19 protein-coding genes are annotated in these 18,383 nt (G+C 66.8%); 4 read left to right on the top strand and 15 right to left on the bottom strand.

Features of this window, described 5'->3' with window-relative positions; genetic code table 11:
- Positions 1 to 79: 79 nt before the first annotated feature.
- Genes ACFXIV_RS35995 through ACFXIV_RS35985 form a run of 3 tightly spaced genes read right to left on the bottom strand, consistent with a single transcriptional unit; the run spans position 80 to position 1,759 of the window.
- Complete coding sequence (locus tag ACFXIV_RS35995) at positions 80 to 916, bottom strand: helix-turn-helix domain-containing protein (RefSeq protein ID WP_379394819.1); 837 nt, start codon at positions 914 to 916, stop codon at positions 80 to 82.
- Positions 913 to 1,416: a DUF6879 family protein gene (locus ACFXIV_RS35990; protein ID WP_379394817.1), complete on the bottom strand. Its 504-nt coding sequence runs from the start codon at positions 1,414 to 1,416 to the stop codon at positions 913 to 915. Before ACFXIV_RS35990 ends, ACFXIV_RS35995 begins: the two co-directional genes overlap by 4 nt.
- Entirely contained in the window at positions 1,406 to 1,759 is a 354-nt protein-coding gene (locus ACFXIV_RS35985; RefSeq protein ID WP_379394815.1) for a hypothetical protein, read from the bottom strand. Before ACFXIV_RS35985 ends, ACFXIV_RS35990 begins: the two co-directional genes overlap by 11 nt.
- A gap of 197 nt (positions 1,760 to 1,956) precedes the next feature.
- Here ACFXIV_RS35985 and ACFXIV_RS35980 point away from each other — a divergent pair, with 197 nt between their 5' ends.
- Positions 1,957 to 2,445, top strand: coding sequence for a hypothetical protein (locus ACFXIV_RS35980; protein WP_379394813.1), 489 nt, complete (start codon positions 1,957 to 1,959; stop codon positions 2,443 to 2,445).
- A gap of 116 nt (positions 2,446 to 2,561) precedes the next feature.
- On the opposite strand, the gene ACFXIV_RS35975 is transcribed toward ACFXIV_RS35980, so the two are convergent.
- Positions 2,562 to 3,368 (bottom strand): exodeoxyribonuclease III, encoded by an 807-nt coding sequence (locus tag ACFXIV_RS35975; RefSeq protein ID WP_379394811.1) that lies wholly within the window; start codon positions 3,366 to 3,368, stop codon positions 2,562 to 2,564.
- Between the two features lie 69 nt (positions 3,369 to 3,437).
- Between ACFXIV_RS35975 and ACFXIV_RS35970 the strand changes: the two genes are divergently transcribed.
- Together ACFXIV_RS35970 and ACFXIV_RS35965 are read left to right on the top strand one after the other, a co-directional pair.
- A complete protein-coding gene (locus ACFXIV_RS35970; RefSeq protein ID WP_379394809.1) occupies positions 3,438 to 4,292 on the top strand; it encodes an alpha/beta fold hydrolase in 855 nt (284 codons plus the stop codon).
- Positions 4,293 to 4,541: 249 nt separating this feature from the next.
- Positions 4,542 to 5,360 (top strand): SAM-dependent methyltransferase, encoded by an 819-nt coding sequence (locus ACFXIV_RS35965; protein ID WP_354830219.1) that lies wholly within the window; start codon positions 4,542 to 4,544, stop codon positions 5,358 to 5,360.
- A 53-nt stretch (positions 5,361 to 5,413) separates the two neighbouring features.
- Here ACFXIV_RS35965 and ACFXIV_RS35960 read toward each other — a convergent pair whose 3' ends face one another.
- Complete coding sequence (locus ACFXIV_RS35960) at positions 5,414 to 5,767, bottom strand: immunity 51 family protein (RefSeq protein WP_379394807.1); 354 nt, start codon at positions 5,765 to 5,767, stop codon at positions 5,414 to 5,416.
- 144 nt (positions 5,768 to 5,911) lie between these two features.
- Between ACFXIV_RS35960 and ACFXIV_RS35955 the strand changes: the two genes are divergently transcribed.
- Positions 5,912 to 7,327: a family 1 glycosylhydrolase gene (locus ACFXIV_RS35955; protein ID WP_379394805.1), complete on the top strand. Its 1,416-nt coding sequence runs from the start codon at positions 5,912 to 5,914 to the stop codon at positions 7,325 to 7,327.
- 84 nt (positions 7,328 to 7,411) lie between these two features.
- Here the strand turns inward: ACFXIV_RS35955 and ACFXIV_RS35950 are convergent, their stop codons facing one another.
- The 10 genes from ACFXIV_RS35950 to ACFXIV_RS35905 all read right to left on the bottom strand — a co-directional run bounded on the left by ACFXIV_RS35950 (position 7,412) and on the right by ACFXIV_RS35905 (position 18,219).
- Entirely contained in the window at positions 7,412 to 8,698 is a 1,287-nt protein-coding gene (locus ACFXIV_RS35950; RefSeq protein ID WP_379394803.1) for an acyl-CoA dehydrogenase family protein, read from the bottom strand.
- A gap of 18 nt (positions 8,699 to 8,716) precedes the next feature.
- Positions 8,717 to 9,595, bottom strand: a complete 879-nt coding sequence (locus tag ACFXIV_RS35945; RefSeq protein WP_379381877.1) for an SDR family oxidoreductase — start codon at positions 9,593 to 9,595, stop codon at positions 8,717 to 8,719.
- A gap of 10 nt (positions 9,596 to 9,605) precedes the next feature.
- The gene (locus ACFXIV_RS35940) at positions 9,606 to 10,475 is read right to left on the bottom strand and encodes a MaoC/PaaZ C-terminal domain-containing protein (RefSeq protein ID WP_379394801.1); all 870 of its coding nucleotides are present in this window, start codon (positions 10,473 to 10,475) and stop codon (positions 9,606 to 9,608) included.
- 19 nt (positions 10,476 to 10,494) lie between these two features.
- Positions 10,495 to 10,932 carry an SRPBCC family protein gene (locus ACFXIV_RS35935; protein ID WP_379394799.1) on the bottom strand — a complete coding sequence of 146 codons (438 nt, stop codon included), beginning with the start codon at positions 10,930 to 10,932 and terminating at the stop codon, positions 10,495 to 10,497.
- A 37-nt stretch (positions 10,933 to 10,969) separates the two neighbouring features.
- The gene (locus ACFXIV_RS35930; RefSeq protein WP_379394797.1) at positions 10,970 to 12,175 is read right to left on the bottom strand and encodes a lipid-transfer protein; all 1,206 of its coding nucleotides are present in this window, start codon (positions 12,173 to 12,175) and stop codon (positions 10,970 to 10,972) included.
- A 208-nt stretch (positions 12,176 to 12,383) separates the two neighbouring features.
- The gene (locus ACFXIV_RS35925; protein ID WP_379381869.1) at positions 12,384 to 13,031 is read right to left on the bottom strand and encodes a TetR/AcrR family transcriptional regulator; all 648 of its coding nucleotides are present in this window, start codon (positions 13,029 to 13,031) and stop codon (positions 12,384 to 12,386) included.
- A 103-nt stretch (positions 13,032 to 13,134) separates the two neighbouring features.
- Positions 13,135 to 13,569: a hypothetical protein gene (locus tag ACFXIV_RS35920; RefSeq protein WP_379394795.1), complete on the bottom strand. Its 435-nt coding sequence runs from the start codon at positions 13,567 to 13,569 to the stop codon at positions 13,135 to 13,137.
- 199 nt (positions 13,570 to 13,768) lie between these two features.
- Entirely contained in the window at positions 13,769 to 15,016 is a 1,248-nt protein-coding gene (locus ACFXIV_RS35915; RefSeq protein ID WP_379394968.1) for an MFS transporter, read from the bottom strand.
- A 190-nt stretch (positions 15,017 to 15,206) separates the two neighbouring features.
- Positions 15,207 to 16,607 carry an FAD-binding oxidoreductase gene (locus tag ACFXIV_RS35910; RefSeq protein WP_379394793.1) on the bottom strand — a complete coding sequence of 467 codons (1,401 nt, stop codon included), beginning with the start codon at positions 16,605 to 16,607 and terminating at the stop codon, positions 15,207 to 15,209.
- A 394-nt stretch (positions 16,608 to 17,001) separates the two neighbouring features.
- Entirely contained in the window at positions 17,002 to 18,219 is a 1,218-nt protein-coding gene (locus ACFXIV_RS35905) for an NADP-dependent isocitrate dehydrogenase (protein WP_354830238.1), read from the bottom strand.
- Positions 18,220 to 18,383 lie beyond the last annotated feature (164 nt).

Genomic DNA, 18,383 nt, shown 5'->3' with positions numbered 1-18,383 from the left:
GACAGCGGCCGTGGCGATCACCGACCTGGATGTTTCCGCCTTGAATAGGTGGCCGCGCACCCAGAGGTTCGTGGCAACCTCAGTGGGACCGCGTTTCGAGCGCTCGGCGGATCAGCCGCCGGGCTGGCTCACCGGTCACCGACTGGTTGACCAGAACATCGAACGTCCGGTGATACACCTTGATTTCTCGCGGTTGAGTGATCGATAGCTCAGCCGTAATCCCTTCCACCAACACCTTTTTGGAATCGAACATCACGAAACCTGTTGTGGCGGTTTCGAACGGTGCAGTGCGGGGGACGATCCCCAACGTCACCCGGGGCATACCCTGGACGGCCAGCAAGCGGTCCATCTGGCCAGCCATGACCTGATCATCACCAACCGTGGTGTACAACGCTTGCTCAGCGATGACGAAATGAAACAAGTGGTCTCGCTGATACAACACTTGCTGGCGCTCCATACGCTTGGACACGCCTTGGTCCAGATCATTCGGTATCTGCTGGAACTCGATCACTTTCCGCAGGATGCCTGCGGCGTAGTCGGCGGTTTGCAGCAACCCGGGAACAAGCACCGGTTCATACCAGCGGAGTATCCGAGCCTCCGACTCCCACTTGATAGACGCTTGCTGGCGTCGCCGGGTCCCGGTGCTCAGCACCTTCCGCCACTCCAGGTATGCCGTATCGATGTTCTGCCTGGTCGCGACCAAGTCCGAGAGCTGATCCTCAGCACCGCACGCCCGGCAATACGCTTCCAGGTCCTCACGCGAAGGCTTGACTTTGCCGTACTCGATCTTGGAAACCTTGCTCGGGTCCCATCGGCTACGCCGAGCAAGCTCAGCACCGCTGATACCCGCATGAAAACGAATCTCCCGAAGCCGTGCCCCGAGAGATTCGCGCTGTTGGTGAATCGATTCAGTCACTGGCGGTGGTACTCCGTGTACGGGGTACCCAGCAACCAGAACCGTTGTTTGAGTTGGTTGCAGTACTCGGCAATATGCGGATCAGTGGTAACTGCTCCCGACCAGCCTCCGCTCTGCCCGAACGCAGAGAAGATCACCAGCTCGTCATCGAACAGCCAGAAGTCGTCCGGGGGTACTTCCTCCCCCGCCAGATGCCGGGGCAGATACCGGATGTCTTCCCCGGCCCTGACGTTCAGCTCAGCAACCGCGAGGGCGAACCTCGTGTAGTCGGTGTGAGGTTCGGTGACGATACGGACGCGGGTAACCGCTACGCCACGGCCGGTCGTTTCCTGCACAAGGTCGGTCCACGACTGAAACCACGCGTAATCGTCGGGCTCCCCTGCAAGGAAACGCCTCAACGGTTCGTGCTCGTTCGGTTCAGCGTAGGAGTCGAGTACCTCGAGGTGGAACGCTTCCCGTTTGCAGGACCGAAGCAGGTCCGGGAAACCCTCATCGGGCACTAGCCGCACCGTAGAACGTCCTTTCATGCCTAGGAACCAGGATCACAGTCTCGTCATCGGCAATGTCCAACTGCCCCAACGTTTCTGCGTCCGTGACCGGGGCCCCTTGGAGGGTGAACGTTCCCCGGCCGGTGTCGGTCAAGGTCGCACCGATGAACGTACCCGGCTCCAAGAACCCGAGCAGCAGGTGAGGCAACTCGACGGTACCGACACGGTCGGTCTTCCACGCTTGGACCACGTAACCGCGCTGGTCATCCACCAGCAGGGAAGGGCATCCGTTGTTGGTGCTTCCGCCCTTGCCCAGAAAACGTAATGACATGATCAGTCCTCCCTGTTGACCCATGCTTGTTGTTGCACGTGGCTATTTGATTGTTGCGCGGCAACACTGCCCGTGTAGTGGGGAAACCCAAAATGTGCACGAATGAGCACGAGCATGGACCTGAACGATTGTCGGTTCGTAGCGTCGGTATAGGCGTCCAGGGCCGGTGAGAGAGGCCCTGTCCTGGGTGCCCCACCAACCGGGCGACGACAGGGGCGGAGATGCCGGAAGACGGATTGCCTGAATTCCTGACGGAAGCTATCCAGATTGCACGTGCCATGACCGGGCCGGACAAGGCAGTGATCTACATTTTCCGGCCGTTGCTGACGACCAAGGCTGATCTGGACTGGGCGGAGTTCTACTGCCGTCAACGTGCACACAAGCTAGGGCTCCGGGTGTCCTGGGTACTGGTGGCCGACAACTCGGACGCTGACCGAATGGGGATGCTGTACCGGCTCCTGCGCCGGATCGACTGTGCGGTAGTGATCACTCCGAACCTGGTGCATGTCGGTGGAAACCCCAGGCGTGTAACAGCTTTCGCCGACCTTCAGACAGTGGAACCTGCTGCGTGTCATCACTGGCGGACCAAGGTGCCACGCTGCGAGTTGGACGAAGCGCTGGCGCTGGACAGCGCCGGGGAGAGTGCTGGCTCTCTGGAGCCCGGAGGCCATTCCGATGCTCGGAAGCCGCGAGAGGAGGTGAGGCGGTAGCCGGTCGAACGCACTTCGCGGGAAGAACCGGGGCATCCGTTCGGCCGGTCAGGGGAATTTGCTCGGAGGGGGATTCAGCCTGAGGGGTACCCATCTTGCGGGTACCCCCGGCTTCTTCATCGGTACTGCACCGTCACCGGCGCGTGGTCGGACCAGCGTTCGGCGTAGGTTGCGGCCTTCTCGACCACGGCCTGCTTGGCACGGGCGGCGATCTCACCGCGCGCCAGCTGGTAGTCGATGCGCCAGCCGGCGTCGTTGTCGAAGGCGCGGCCGCGGTAGGAGTGCCAGCTGTAGGGGCCGGGGACGCCGGGATGCAGTTCGCGGACCACGTCGACGTAGCCGGCGGCCAGCGTGGACGACACCCAGGCGCGTTCCTGCGGCAGGAAGCCCGCGTTCTTGACGTTGCCCTTCCAGTTCTTGATGTCGAGCTCGGTGTGCGCGACATTCCAGTCGCCCATGATCACGAACTCGCCCGGGTGGGCCAGCATGCGTGCGCCGATGGCGTCCAGGAAGCGGTACTTCTCGTCCTGCAGCGGGGTGTCGGCCTCGCCGGTGTGGACGTACACGCTGGCGATGGTGAGATCCTCGAAGTCGGCCTCGACATAGCGGCCGAGCGTGGCGAATTCCTGGACGGGAGCCCAGCGTCCGTCCTGGAAAAGGCCGACGCCGACACGCACCGCGTCGGGCTGGTGCCGGGACAGGATCGCCACGCCCGCCCGGCCCTTCAGGCCCGGTTCGGCGTGGCTGAGGAACCATCCGGCGTCCAGCGCGGGCGCTAGCGCGCTACGCGTTTGCTCATCGGTCGCCCGCGTCTCCTGCAGGCAGACGATATCGGCCTCGGTCGCGGCCAGCCACTCGAGCAATCCCTTGCCCGCCGCGGCACGCACCCCGTTCACGTTGCACGTACTGATGATTTTCGCCACTTCACGACCGTACAATGCGGCTTACCGACTCTCTTCACGGACATCGAGGTCCAGGAAGGGGTGACGACGATGACGTCAGGCACCACCCGGCCCACCGCCCCGCCCGCGCCCATCCGCGCGCTCCACACCGGCTCCGGCGAACCGCTGCTCCTGCTGCACGGATTCATGCTGTCCCCGCATTGCTGGGAACAGGTGGCACAGCGCATGTCGAGCCATTGCGAAGTGTTCGCTCCGGCCTTCACCGGGCACTGGGGCGGCCCCGAACTCGAGGGCTGGTACCTCGATGTCAGCGCCCTCGCCGACCGGGTCGAGGACCAGCTCGACGAGATGGGCTGGCGCACCTGCCATATCGCGGGCAATTCGCTCGGCGGCTGGGTCGGCTTCGAACTGGCCCGCCGGGGCCGGGCCCGCACCCTCACCGCTATCGCGCCCGCCGGCGGCTGGCAAACGCCCTCCATACTGCAGCTTCGAGTCGGGCTGAAGTTCCTGTCGATGGTGCCGTTCGTGGAGATCGGCAAGCATCTGCCGGACGCCATCGCGTACAGCGGGCTCGTCCGGCAGGCGGTGGCGCTGCTGCTCACCAAGAACACCGAGGCGGCCTCCCGGGCGGGCATCGAGGCGGCCATCACCTCGGCCATGCACTGCAAGGCCATGCTGCCGATGCTGGTGAGTGGCCTGCGATTCCCGGCCCTCGAGCACCTGGCCACGCTGCGCACCCCGGTGCGGCTGCTCATGTGCGAGAACGACCGGATCATTCCGAATCGCCTGTACGCCCGCCGGTTCCTGGAGGAACTACCGGAGTCGGCGGACCGCATCCTGGTCCACGACGTCGGCCACGTCCCCATGCTCGAGGCGCCCGACCGCATCGCGACCCTGATCGCCGAGCACGTCTACGCCAGCCGCTCCCGCCTGCGGGCCGTCTGACGGGCCCCGAATCACCTACGCTCTCAGGCACGCCCAGTGTTGCCTCGAACCGTGCACCGGAACTCGTTCAGTTACATAGGATTACGGCGGATCCACGTCGCCAGGTTCGCGGCCCGTCTCGTTCTGGACCGAGCGGAGCGGAGGAGCGAAGCGGGGGAGCGCAGGGAGGGAAGAACGAGACCTCCAGGGCCGCGAACCCGCCCGGAGCGAAGCGGAGGGCAAATTCGATACTGACAGGGGTGTGTGGAGATGACGGAACAACCGCAGGTGGACCAGTCCAAACCCAGTATTGCCCGGGTGTACGACTATCTCCTGGGCGGCAAGGACAATTACGCGCCCGACCGGGAGATCGGGGACTTCTTCATCAAGGATCTGCCGGGTTCGGTGGATATCGCGTACGCGAATCGGAATTGCCTCGTGCGCGCCATCGGTGAGATCTCGCGCGCCGGTATCAAGCAGTTCGTCGACATCGGCAGCGGCCTGCCCACCGCCGACAATGTGCACCAGGTGGCGCAGCGGCACCAGTCCGAGCCGCATGTGGTCTATGTGGACAACGACCCCATCGTGCTGGCGCACGGCCGCGCGATTCTGGAGACGGACGAGTTCACCACCGTAATCCAGGCCGACCTGCGCGATTCCGAGGCCATCCGCCACCATCCGGAAGTGGAGCGGCTCATCGACTTCTCGCAGCCGGTGGCCGTGATCTTCAGCGCCATCCTGCACCACCTCAACAATGACGAGAAGCCCGAGCAGGTGGTCCGCTACTGGGCCGACCAGATCCCTTCCGGCAGCATGCTCTACATCTCCCACTTCCGGTCCGGCTTCAACGAGGAGACCCGGGTCGCCGAGCAGAAGCTGCAGACCACCTTCGGCCGCGGCCGCTGGCGGACCGACGAGGAGATCCTGGGCCTGTTCGGCGATCTCGAAATCCTGGAGCCGGGCCTGGTGCCCTGTTCCCTCTGGCGCCCCGAACCCACCGCCGAGGGCGTGGCCCGCATCGGCAGCGACCACCACGACCTCAGCGTCTGGGAGCAGCTGATCTCCGCCGCCCTCTCCCGCAAGCCCTGAGCGCCGAAACCCCGTGCGCCACCCGCTGATCGCAGCACACGATCAGCGGGTGTTCAGTCGAACCACTCCGGATCGCCCGCGGCGATGAGCTCGCGGAGGACGACCGGATCCGCGAGCGCGTCCCGCAGCAGCGCCCCGAGCGCCCGCAGCGCCGGCGCGTCCTGGCCGTACGCGACGAACGTGCCCGCCTCGGGGTCGAAGCTCACCCGCTCCCCCACCCCGGCCTCCTGGGTCACCGCCGACCGCGCCACCCCGGCCCAGCCGTAACCGTTTCCGTCGTAACCGAATTCGGCGAAGACGGGTTCGGTGGCGAGCATGTGGTTGTCGGACAGCATCAGGCAGTAGTGCCCGGGCTTGTGGTCGTATTCGAAGAACACCAGTGGGGCGAAACTCTCACGATCGGTCACGCCCCGAACCCTAGCCACGGCCCCCGACAAACCGATATTGAGTGAAACACCATTGTGTTGGACGTATGACCAGTAGAGTCTGGACGGCCACCCGGCCGCGCGGCAAGGGGCCGCGTCCGAAGCACTGTGGGAGATTTCGCTGAGATGAGAACTGCGCGGGTTCTGTGTTCGGTCCTGTCGGCACTGGCCATCGTGTCCAGCGGGTCTGCCGTGGCCGGGGCGGCGCCGGCCGACAGCGGCTCGGGGTCCGGAAGCGCCGGCTCGGGGTCCGGGAGTTCCAGCGGCTCGGGGTCGGGCAGTGCCAGCGGGTCCGGGACCGGGAGCGCCGGCGGTGCGCCGACCAGCGTGCCGTCGCTCGGCCCCGACTTCATGTGGGGCGTGGCCATGGCGGGATTCCAGTCCGAAGGCCATGCGCCGGACAGCAACTGGAGCCGGTACGCGAATTCCGGCAAGGCGCACGACCCGTACGGCAATTCGGTCGACTTCTACGACCGGTACGCCGAGGACATCGATCTGGCGGCCGGGATGGGCCTGAAGGTGTACCGGCTCAGCATCGAATGGGCGCGGGTGCAGCCGCAGCCGAATGCCTGGGACGAGAACGGCTTCCGCTTCTACGACCAGGTCATCCAGAAGATCCGCGCGGCGGGGATGCGGCCGATGCTGACCCTCGACCACTGGGTGATCCCCGGGTGGGAGGCGGATCGCGGGGGCTGGAAGAACCAGGGCATGGTGTCGGACTGGCTCACCAATATGCGCAAGGTGGTCGACCGATACGCGCCCGATGACCCGATGTGGGTGACCATCAACGAGCCCATGGGCTATGTCGCGCAATCGATCAAGATCGGCGACATCGGCGTGCTCGACGCGCTGCCGATGTTCGACCGGCTGGTGCAGGCGCACACCGCGATCTACGACTACATCCACTCCCGCCAGCCCGGCGCGCGGGTGACCAGCAATATCGCGCAGTACCCGATCGTGCAGAACCTGACCGACCTGCTGTTCGCCGACCGTATCCGCGGCAAGCTCGACTTCATCGGCGTCGACTTCTATTACGGCGCCTCCCTGACGCACCTGCCGAGCACCGCGCTGCTGGGTGACGAACTGTGGAAGAACGCCATCGAGCCCGAGGGCATCTACTACGACCTGCGCACCTACACCGAGAAGTTCCCGGGCCTGCCGATCTACGTAGTGGAGAACGGACTTCCCACCGACAACGCCGCCCCGCGCAGCGACGGCTACGACCGCGCCGACCACCTGCGCGACACCGTCTACTGGCTGCAGCGCGCCAAGGCCGACGGCATCGACGTGATCGGCTACAACTACTGGAGCCTCACCGACAACTACGAATGGGGCAGCTACTCACCGCGATTCGGCCTCTACACGGTCGACGCGAAAACCGACCCGACCCTCACCCGCCGCCCCACCGACGCAGTGGCCGCCTTCAAATCCATCACCGCCCAGGGCGGCGTCCCCGCCGACTACCGCCCCACCCGCAAGCCCGCCCTCTGCTCCATCATCCTGCCCCTGGAGAGCTGCCTGCGCCCCGTCTCCGTCCCGTAGGTCGCTACTTCGAACACACGGTGCCGAAGGCGGCGTCCGGGACCGCCACCGGCGACTGGTGGCGGCCCCGGACTTCATGCGCGCCTAATAGGCGAGCAGTCCCTTGGCGACGTGGGTCACCTGGATCTCGTTGCTGCCCGCGTAGATCATCAGCGACTTGGCGTCGCGGGCCAGCTGTTCGACGTGGTACTCGGACATGTAGCCGTTGCCGCCGAAGAGCTGGACGGCGTCCATGGCGACCTCGGTGGCGATCTCCGAGCAGTACAGCTTCATGGCCGAGGCCTCGGCCAGCGTCGGCGGCTTGCCGGCCCGGGAGCGTTCCAGGGCGTGGAAGACCATGTTCTGCACATTGATCCGGGCGATCTCCATCCTGGCCAGTTTGAGCTGGACCAGCTGGAAGCGGCCGATCTCCTGCCCCCACAGCTTGCGCGTCTTGGCGTAATCCACACAGAGCCGGTGGCATTCGTTGACGATGCCCAGCGCCATGAAGGCCACGCCGATGCGCTCGGCGGTGAAACTCGAACGGGCGCTTTCCCGTCCGTCGCCGCCCTCGTGCTGCTCGGTCTCGCCGAGCAGCCGGTCCCGGCTCAATCGCACATTGTCGAAGAACAATTCGCCGGTGGGTGAGGCGTGCAGGCCCATCTTCTTGAACGGCTTGCCCTGGGTGAAGCCCTCCATGCCCTTGTCGAGCACGAAGGTCAGCACCTTGCGGTCGCGCTTGGCCGCGATCGTCTTGGACTCGGGGGTGCCGTCGCCCTCGTCCAGCTTGGCGTAGACGACGACGGTGTCGGCGTAGGGACCGTTGGTGATGAAGGTCTTCTGCCCGTTGAGAATGTAGTCGTCACCGTCGCGGCGGACGTAGGTCTTCATCCCGCCGAATGCGTCCGACCCGGAGTCCGGCTCCGTGATCGCCCAGGCCGCAACCTTTTTCATGGTCACGATGTCGGCGAGCCAGCGCTCCTTCTGGGCGAGGGTGCCGCGCGAGAGGATGGTCGTCGCACCGAGCCCGATGCTCACGCCCATGGCGGTGACCAACCCCATGCACACCCCGGACAGCTCGCTGACGAGCACCGCCATCAGCGATTCCTGCCCGGAGAAGGGCCCGCCGTCGCCGCCGGTCTTCGGCTTCTTCTCCGGCAGCGGCTCCCCGGCTGCGAGTGCTTCCTCCCGCTTGCGTTGCTTGGCGAGCAGTTTGGCGACCGTCTCCGAGCCCAGCGCGTCGATGCCGAACTCGGCGAACAGCTTCCGGATGATCGGATACGGCAGCATCTCGCCGCTGTCGAGGGCGTCGAGGTGCGGGCGCACCTCCTTGTCGATGAAGCTTCGCACCGCGCCGCGGATCAGCTCATCGGTCTCGGACCATTCGAACATCGTTGTCCGCCTTCCTGATTACGGCAATCGCCCGGCGATATCGTCGATGGACCAGGGCCCCTCGGTCTCGATGGTCTTCACGTCGTGCCAGCCCGCCAGTTCGGAGATCGCGCCACCCTGCACCGCGAACACCTTGCCGGTGATCGGGCACTTCTCGGTGGCAAGATACGCCACCAGCGGCGAGATATTGGCCGGACTGAAGGCATCGAACTCGCCTTCTTCCAGACCGGCCTGCTGCGCGGCCATCATCTCGCCCATGCCCGGCGTGGCCAGGGTGAGCCGGGTGCGCGCGATCGGTGCGATGGCGTTCACGCGCACGCCGTAGCGGGCCAGCTCATCGGCCGCCACCAGGGTGAGCGCGGCGATACCGGCCTTGGCCGCACCGTAATTCGCCTGCCCCGCATTGGGGACCGTGGTACCCGACGCCGACGCGGTGTTGATCACCGCCGCGACGGGCTGATTGCCCGCCTTGGACTGCTCCTTCCAGTACCCGGCCGCGTGCCGCAGCACCGCAGCGTGCCCCTTGAGGTGCACGGCCAGCACGGCGTCCCACTGCGACTCGTCCATACCCGCCACGAAGGCGTCGCGCAGAATGCCCGCGTTGTTCACTACGACATCCAGCCGCCCGAACTCCGACACCGCCTGCTCCACCAGGTTTTTCGCGCCCTGCCAGTCGGCCACGCTGTCGGTGTTGGCGATCGCCCGCCCTCCTGCGGCGAGGATCTCGGCCGCGACCTCGTGCGCCGGGCCGGTGTCGGCACCCTCACCGGCATTGCTGCCGCCGAGGTCGTTCACCACGACCGCCGCGCCCTCCCGCGCGAACAGCAGCGCGTGTTCCCGGCCGATCCCCCGGCCGGCTCCGGTGATGATGGCGACCCGTCCGTCGAGTGCACCCATGAATGTCTCCCTAAGAGTTGTCGGAAATTTCGGCCAGGCCGTCGCTGAGGACGGTGTCGCCGCCGCGGACCGTGCGGAAGGCGTAGGTGGTGACCCCGTCGGCCGAGCCGACCTTCCAGATCTGGGTCTCCAGGTCGTCGTTCGGGAACACCATCTTGGCGAAGCGCACCGCATACCGTTGCAGCCGAGCCACATCCGAGCCCGCGACCTGGGTCAGCACCCCCCACGACGACATGGCCATGGTGCAGAGCCCGTGCGCGATGATGCCGGGCAGGCCGGCGTCCCGGGCGACCTGATCGTCCAGATGCAGCGGAACCGGATCACCGGAGGCCGGCGAATACCGGTACGTCTGATCGGCGTCGACGTGCGCGGCCACCGTGGCGAGCGGCTCCCGCTCCAGCAGTGCCGGATCGAAGCGGTGCGCCGGAGCCTGCTCGCCCGCCTGCTTACCCGCGTCGACATTGCGGAAGAACGCGGTCAGATACTGCTCGTTGACCAGTTCCCCGGCCTCGGAACGGCATTCGATGAGGATGGTGATGGTCGAGCCGTTGTCCTTGCCCTCGAACCCGATGGCCTTGGCCCGCGACACCAGCTTGTCGCCGGGCCGGATGGGCCGGTGGAAGTGGAAGTCCTGCTCCCCGTGCACCACCCGCCCGAAGATGTGCATCGGGGCCACCTCGATGACCGGCATCATCATGGCCTCGAAGACCGGCACGATGGCGAAGACCGGCGGGGCCGCATCGCCTTTCAGGTGCGCGGGAATGGGATCGTTCGTGGCCGCGGCGTATTCGGCGATCCGCTCGCGCGTGACCTCGAACGCCTCCTCGTCGGACCAGGAACCCAGTCCGGACTCGTCGAATTCGACAGCGGTGGAAGTCATCTCGGGCGCCCGCTCGCCGTCAGGCCGCCGTGGCGACCGCATCGAGCGCGGCGAGAGTCTTGTCCAGCTGCGTGAGGCCGTCCTTCTCCACCGCCTTGCCCAGCGCCCCCTTGATCAGCGCGCCCTCGAAATCACCGGACACCGAGAAGCGGCTGCCCGCGCCCTCGGGGGTGATGTCGAAGGCGAACTGCACCTTCACCCCGGCCATGCCGGTGCCGCTGAGCACCAGCCTGTTCGGGGTCTCGACGCTCTCGACCACCCACTCGATCTTGTTGGCCATGCCGAGCATCATGATCTTGGCGGTCAGCTTGGCGCCCGGCGCCAGCACGGCCGGCGGCTCCTCCATCCAGCGCTCGTGAATGGAGAACCATTTGTCCCAGGTCTGCGGGTCGGAGACCACGGCCCACAGGCCGTCGGGGGTGGCGGTCAGGTCCTTGGAAGCTTCGATGTGTCCCACGGGATTACCTCTTCGTAGTCGGGGTGGAGGGCGCGGATCAGCGGTCGGCGCGCTGGTAGGCGGTGACGACGGCCGCGCCGCCGAGCCCGATGTTGTGCTGCAGGGCGGCGGTGACGTTGCCGACCTGCCGCTTGTCGGCGGCGCCGCGCAACTGCCAGGTGAGCTCGCTGCACTGCGCCAAACCCGTTGCGCCCAAAGGGTGTCCCTTGGAGATGAGCCCGCCGGAGGGGTTCACCACCCACTTGCCGCCGTAGGTGGTCGCGCCGGAGTCGATCAGGTGCCCGGCCTCGCCCTCCCTGGCCAGGCCGAGCGCCTCGTACAGCAGCAGCTCGTTGGCGGAGAAGCAGTCGTGCAACTCGATGACCTGGAAGTCCTCGGGGCCGAGCCCGGCCTGCGCGTACACCTTCTCCGCCGCCCGGACATTCATGTCGTAGCCGATGAGGTTCTTGGCGCTGCCGTCGAAGGTGGACTGGAAGTCGGTGGTCATGGCCTGGCCGACGATCTCGACCGCCTGCCGCGACAGATCGTGGCGGTCCACGAATTCCTCCGAGGCCAGGACGACCGCGCCGGACCCGTCGGAGGTCGGCGAGCACTGCAGCTTGGTGAGCGGGTCGTAGATCATGCGCGAGCCCAGGATGTCGTCGAGCGTGTACTCGTCCTGGAACTGTGAATACGGGTTGTTCACAGAGTGCTTGTGGTTCTTGTACCCGATCCTGGCGAAGTGCTCGGCGGTGGTGCCGTACTTCTTCATGTGCTCGCGCCCGGCCGCGCCGAACATCCACGGGGCCACCGGGAACAGCACCTCGGAGATCTCCGCGAGCGCCATGATGTGGCGAGCCATGGGCTGTTCGCGATCGTCCCAGGTGGAGCCGAGCGAGCCCGGCTGCATCTTCTCGAAGCCCAGCGCCAGCGTGCAGTCGGCCAGCCCGCCCCGGATCGCCTGTGCCGCAAGGTAGAGCGCGGTCGAGCCGGTGGAGCAGTTGTTGTTGACATTGACCACCGGAATGCCGGTCAGGCCCAGTTCGTAGACGGCGCGCTGGCCGGAGGTGGATTCACCGTAGACGTAGCCGACATAGGCCTGCTCGATCTCGCGGTAGTCGATTCTGGCATCGGCGAGGGCCTTGGTCCCCGACTCCCGGGCCATGTCCGGGTAGTCCCAGTCACTGCCGTCCTCGTTCTTGCGCCGCCCCGGCTTCTCGAACTTCGTCATGCCGACACCGACGACGTAGACCTTGTTCGTCATCGAACTCCTCACATAGGGGAACGAAAACAAACATACAAAGCTGTATGTAAGTAGGCAAGAGGGGGCCGCGATTCTCAGCATCGAGCACAAGATCACCAGCTCCGGCCGGTACGCCCGGACATACCGCCGATGTGGTGACCCCACCCGCGCAAACGGCGAAGGCCCCCGCCGCACACCGCGGCGAGGGCCTTCGGGCCGAATCGATCAGCTATTCGTCGGCGATCCGGAAGTCGGGCATCCGCGCCTCGGCCGCCAGGCGCAACTGCGCCGAGGCCCGCAGCCAGCGCCGGTGCGCCCGCTCGGGATCGGGAGAAATGAAGTTGGTCACCAGGATTCCGCGCAGCGTGTCCATCGCGGTGTAGGCGAAATCGCGAACGTTCTTGCGGTCCAGCTCATTCGGCACCAACTGCGCGACGGCCAGCAGCACCGCGTTGTTCACGAACGGCTCGACCTTCTCCATCTCGACCGCGAGCACCCGATCCGTGCGGCTGGCCACCCACAATTCGATGGCCGCGATGAACAGCGGGCCCTGATGCAGCTCCCACATGGCCTCCAGGGTGGCGCCGATCGGATCGTCGCCGCTGCGAACCCGCCGGATCTCCTGCATGGCCGCCTCGGTGCGCCGCTGCGCCAGATGACTGATCGCCGCGACCACCAGCTCGCTCTTGGAACCGAAATGGTGCACCTGCGCGCCCCGGGTCACGCCCGCGCGCTCGGCCACCCGCGGCGTCGTCGTCCCGGCGTAGCCGTACTCGACGAGGCAGTCGATGGTGGCGTCCAGCAGTCGCGTCCGAGTCTCGCTGCTGCGCTGCTCCTGGGTGCGGCGCGGGGGTTTCGAGACGGCGGAGCTGGTCATGGGAGGATCTTACACTTACATACAATCGTGTATGTTCGCGCCGCGGTTGCGGGCCGGAGTCCGGCCCGCACCGTCTCCACGGCCCACGGGTGCTATGTCGATCTCACTGTTCGCCCCGGCGCAGAATTCTGCGGGCGTCGGTCGCTGCGAGCGCTCCGGCCACGAGAAGCGGCTGAAAGAGCAGCCGCACCGCGCGTTTGGCGTCGGTGTCGAGACCGAAGGCGTCAGCGCGATTGACCAGTTGTGCGACGTTGCCGGGAAAGATCGCGACAAAGAAGGCGGCGGTCGTAGCGCCGAGGAAGGCCCGTGCAGGCTGCTTCCAGGTACCGAGCAAGGCCCCGCCGAGTCCGATCTCGACGACACCGGACGTGACGACGACGAAGTCGGGATCCAGTCGCAGCCAGTGCGGGACCTGCGCCCGAAACTCCTTGCGCTGGAAGGTCAGGTGACCCGTTCCGGCCGCGAGGAGCGCGGCTCCCAGAGCCGCCTGACCGGCGGCCCGCAACGCCTTCTTCGATCCCGCGGATTTCGGTGACATACGACAACCTCCTGTCTGAGCCCCGGCCAGCGATACCGCCCGGGGTGATGGATATGAACGCGGACCAGATACATCGTGGGCGATGCATTGTGGGCGATGTTATTTCCGAGCGGAGTTCGACGGCATTGAACGTGGCACACGTCACTCCGGCTCGTGAGTGTCACGATATTGCGACCACCTGACTGGCCGGCGCACCGCGTCAATGCGGCAGTGCACCGCCGCGCCGCGCTGCAACCACGGTCACCGCGAACAGCAGCGTGCCGAGGACCGCGAGACCGGCGCCCACGGCGGTGGGCGCGGTGTACCCCAGCCCCGCCGCGATCACCAGGCCGCCCAGCCACGCACCTGCCGCGTTCGCGATATTCAGTGCCGCGTGGTTGAGGGCGGCGGCGAGGGTCTGGGCGTCGTGGGCCACGTCCATCAAACGGGTCTGCAGGGCGGGGGCCAGGGCCGCGCCGGACGCACCGACCAGGAAGGCGCCAACAGCGGCGGTATAGGGATTGTGCGCTGCCACAACGTATCCGGCGAGGATCACCGCCATGGCCGGCAGGGAGATGAGGATCGCGCGATCCACGCCGCGGTCGGCGAGGACGCCGCCGGCGATATTGCCCGCGACCATGCCCAGGCCGAAGAGCATGAGAACCAACGGAACCAGGCCGACGCGGAGGCCGGCCACATCGGTGAGAGTGGTGGTGATGTAGGTGTAGACCGCGAACATGCCGCCGAAGCCGACGGCGCCGACCAGCAGGGTGAGCAACACCTGGGGGCGGCGCAGGGCCGTCAGTTCGGTACGGGGGTCGGTCATGCGAATGCCGTGCAGGTCCGGCACGAAGCGGGAGATGGCGGCGACGGTCGCGATGCCGATCACGGCGACCACCACGAAAGCGTTCCGCCAGCCGAGGTTCTGGCCCAGCCAGGTGGCTGCAGGAACGCCGACGACATTGGCGGCGCTCAGACCCAGCATAACTGCGGCAACCGCCTTGGCACGCTGCCCCACCGGCGCCAGCGAGGCCGCCGCCAGCGACGCCACACCGAAGTACGCGCCGTGCGGCAGGCCGGAGACGAACCGCGCCACAGTCAGCGTCGCGAAGCCGGGCGCGATCACGCTGGCCGCATTGCCCAGCGTGAATGCCGCCATCAATGCCATCAGCAGCCGCTTGCGCGGGACCCGCGCGCACAGCGCCGCGATCACCGGCGCACCGACGACCACGCCCAGCGCGTAGGCCGAAACAATGTGTCCGGCAGTCGGTTCGGAGACCTTCATGGAGCCGGCGATATCGGGCAGCAAACCCATGGTGACGAATTCGGTGGTCCCGATCCCGAACCCGCCCAGGGCCAGCGCCAGCATGGCGGGCACATGCCACCGCTCACGTGGCCCCGCCTCGGGCGCGGACTCGACGGCCTCGGGCGTGGACCCGACGGGACGGTGCACCCCGTCGGGGCTCATCTCGTCGGCGGCGGATGCGGTGGTGGCTGTGGACACGGATTCGGGCACAACCAAGCGCAACACAGTGGCGAACGGTCCCGATACCGTCCGGTCCGGTGATTTCACTCACCGACCGGCCCGGATCTTGGGCCGGCCCACGCCACGAGCCCGCCGGGACGCTGGTCCCGGCGGGCTGCCCGCGCGTCCCCGGTCAGACCGTGACCGGTGCGGCGACCCGGCTGGGATCCGCCTCGCCGAGCGGCGGAATGACGGGAAAGTTGCTGCGGAACAAGCCATCCGGGTCGAACCGGTCCTTGATCTCCAGCAACCGCGCCAGCGTGACCGGATCGAAGACCGCGTCCGGGGTTTCACCGGAATCCAAGTAGGTGAACGGTTTCCGGCCACTCAGGTACGGACGCAGCGCATCCACCACGGCGTCACTGCGTTCGACGACGGCCGCCTCGAAGTCCGCGGTCGGCGCGGGGCCGAGCAGCGACAACAGGTACGGCTCGGCGATCCCGCCCGCGCAGCCCGCGTCGGGGCGCAGCCGGGTCAGCGCGCCACCCAGGTGCCGGACCTGGACCAGCGCGAGCGGCCCCACCCCGCCCTGCGGCGCGGCGGCGGCCAGCAGCGCGTCGCTCACCCGTGCGGAGAACTCGGTGAGCAGCTCACCGCGTACCCGGGCCGGGCTGGGGTCGGTCGGCTCCATGCAGACGCCGCCGACCTGCGCGGCATCCAGCGGCCGCCGGGTGTCCAGCACCGCGCCCGGAATCTCGTCGAACAACCGCAGCGGACCGGTGACCGCGCCCAGCGCGACCACGTCCACGGCCACCATGGCCCGGCCGCGCAGTATCTCGGGAAGCTCGGGGAACGGCGGGAATTGCAGGAGAGTCAGCCAAAGGCTCAGTCCCTCTTCGGCTTCCGCGGTGGCCTGCCGGAAGGCTGCGACGACGGCTTCGGTCCGCTCGGCCGGCCACAGTATGCGGCCGCCGAAAAGCTGGGTCGCGTCGAACAATTCGAATTCCATGCCGGTCACCAGCGCGAAATCGCCGCCGCCGCCACGCAGTGCCCAGAACAGGTCCGGCTCGGAGTCCGCGGTCACCCGGCGCTGATCGCCATCCGCGGTCACCACCTCCAGCGCTCGCACCGCGTGCGCGGCGTAGCCGCGGCTGCGCGCGAACCAGCCGACACCGCCGCCCAGCGTGTACCCCGTCACCCCGACCACCGCGGAACTGCCGCAGGCTCCGGCCAATCCGTGCGCGGCGGCCTGCTCCAGCACCGGCTGCCAGGCCACCCCCGCCTGCACCCGCGCCACCCGCGCCGCGGCGTCGATCTCGATCCCGTCCAGCGCCCGGGTCGTCACCAGCACGGTCCCGTCCGCCGCCGAGGAGGGGCTGTGCCCCGTCGCCCGCGTGCTCAGCGGCAGCTCGGCCGCCGCCGCGAACCGCACCAGCGCCGCGGCGTCGGCCGCGTCCGCGACCTCCACCACCGCCGAAACCCGCTGCCGCACGGCGAGATTCCACGGCGTGCTCGCCTGTTCGAAACCCTCGTCCCCGGGTACCAGCACCCGGCCCCGCACCACAGTGCGCAGCTCGCCACCGATCGCCGTCATCGCTCCTCCTTCGCCGCCGCGCGTACCGCGGCCGAACCCCGTCTGTCACAGGGGTATTGACCGTCCGGTCGGGTGCGTTAACCCGTTGACACGCGGCCATGCTGGCAAGGACCGTGTGAACGTTTCGTGATCACGGCCGGGAGAACCCCGAAAACAGTTCGGGCACCCGCCCACCCACCGGTTCCGGTGGGGGCAGGTGCCCGTGTGGCGCGGTGGATGGTTCTGGCCGGGACTGTGGTCCCGGCCGCCATCTTCACCGCTTCGCGCTGTTCACGTTCGTCGGCGCGTAGGAGCTTGCGCTCCTGGGGTTTCAGGGGTGGCCCCTGAACAACCTCTTGCCCTTGGGGTTTCAGGGGCTTACCCCTGAGAGTCCCGAGAGTTGGGAACTTCTTTTCTAGCGCAGCTCGCGAGCCAGGTTGGCGTCCAGCACGCCGAGGAACTCCTCGGTGGTCAGGTAGCCCTGGTCGCCGCCGACCAGCAGCGCGAGGTCCTTGGTCATCTGGCCGGACTCGACCGTCTTGATGACGACATCCTCGAGCGTCTGGGCGAAACCGATCACCTCGGGGGTGTTGTCCAGCTTGCCGCGGTGGGCCAGGCCACGCGTCCACGCGAAGATCGAGGCGATCGGGTTGGTGGAGGTGGGCTTGCCCTGCTGATGCTGACGGTAGTGCCGGGTCACGGTGCCGTGCGCCGCCTCGGCCTCACAGGTGCGGCCGTCCGGGGTGAGCAGCACGGAGGTCATCAGACCCAGCGAGCCGAAGCCCTGCGCCACGGTGTCGGACTGCACGTCGCCGTCGTAGTTCTTGCAGGCCCAGACGTAGCCGCCCTCCCACTTGAGCGCGGAGGCGACCATGTCGTCGATGAGGCGGTGCTCGTAGGTGAGACCGGCCGCGTCGAACTCGTCCTTGAACTCGGTCTCGTACACCTCCTGGAAGGTGTCCTTGAACATGCCGTCGTAGGCCTTGAGGATGGTGTTCTTGGTCGACATGTACACCGGGTAGTTCTGCTGCAGGCCGTAGTTCAGCGAGGCCCGCGCGAAGTCCCGGATCGAGTCCTTGAAGTTGTACATGCCCATGATCACGCCGCCGTCTTCCGGCATGCGGACGACCTCGTGCTGGATCGGCTCGGAGCCGTCCTCGGGCGTGAAGGTCAGGGTGACGGTGCCGGCCTGGTGCACCTTGAAATCGGTGGCGCGGTACTGGTCACCGAAGGCGTGGCGGCCGATGATGATCGGCTTGGTCCAGCCCGGAACCAGACGCGGCACATTGGAGATGATGATCGGCGCGCGGAAGATGGTGCCGCCGAGGATGTTGCGGATGGTGCCGTTCGGCGACCGCCACATCTTCTTCAGACCGAACTCCGTGACGCGGGCCTCATCGGGGGTGATCGTCGCGCACTTCACACCCACGCCGTGCTTCTTGATGGCGTTGGCGGCGTCGATGGTCACCTGATCATCGGTCTTGTCGCGATACTCGATGCCGAGGTCGTAATACTCGAGGTTCACATCGAGATACGGGTTGATCAGTTTGTCCTTGATGAACTGCCAGATGATCCGGGTCATCTCGTCGCCATCGAGTTCGACGACGGTCCCTTCAACCTTGATCTTGGACATGGATCTTCGTGTCCTCCTAGGAAGGTGGTGCTCCCATTGCACGGCCGGTGAGCACCGCTTGTAGCGGACCCCAGCTGTTCAACAGACAACGTATACGCATGGCGCTCGGCACGGGACCTGTGGTGCCAAGTCCACGTACGCTGTGGCGTCAAGCAAGACAAGCG

The sequence above is a fragment of the Nocardia sp. NPDC059236 genome, assembly GCF_042754085.1.
Classification (GTDB): Bacteria; Actinomycetota; Actinomycetes; order Mycobacteriales; family Mycobacteriaceae; genus Nocardia.
The sequence above is the reverse complement of the archived record's forward strand: the minus strand, read 5'-3'. Positions and strand labels throughout refer to the sequence as shown.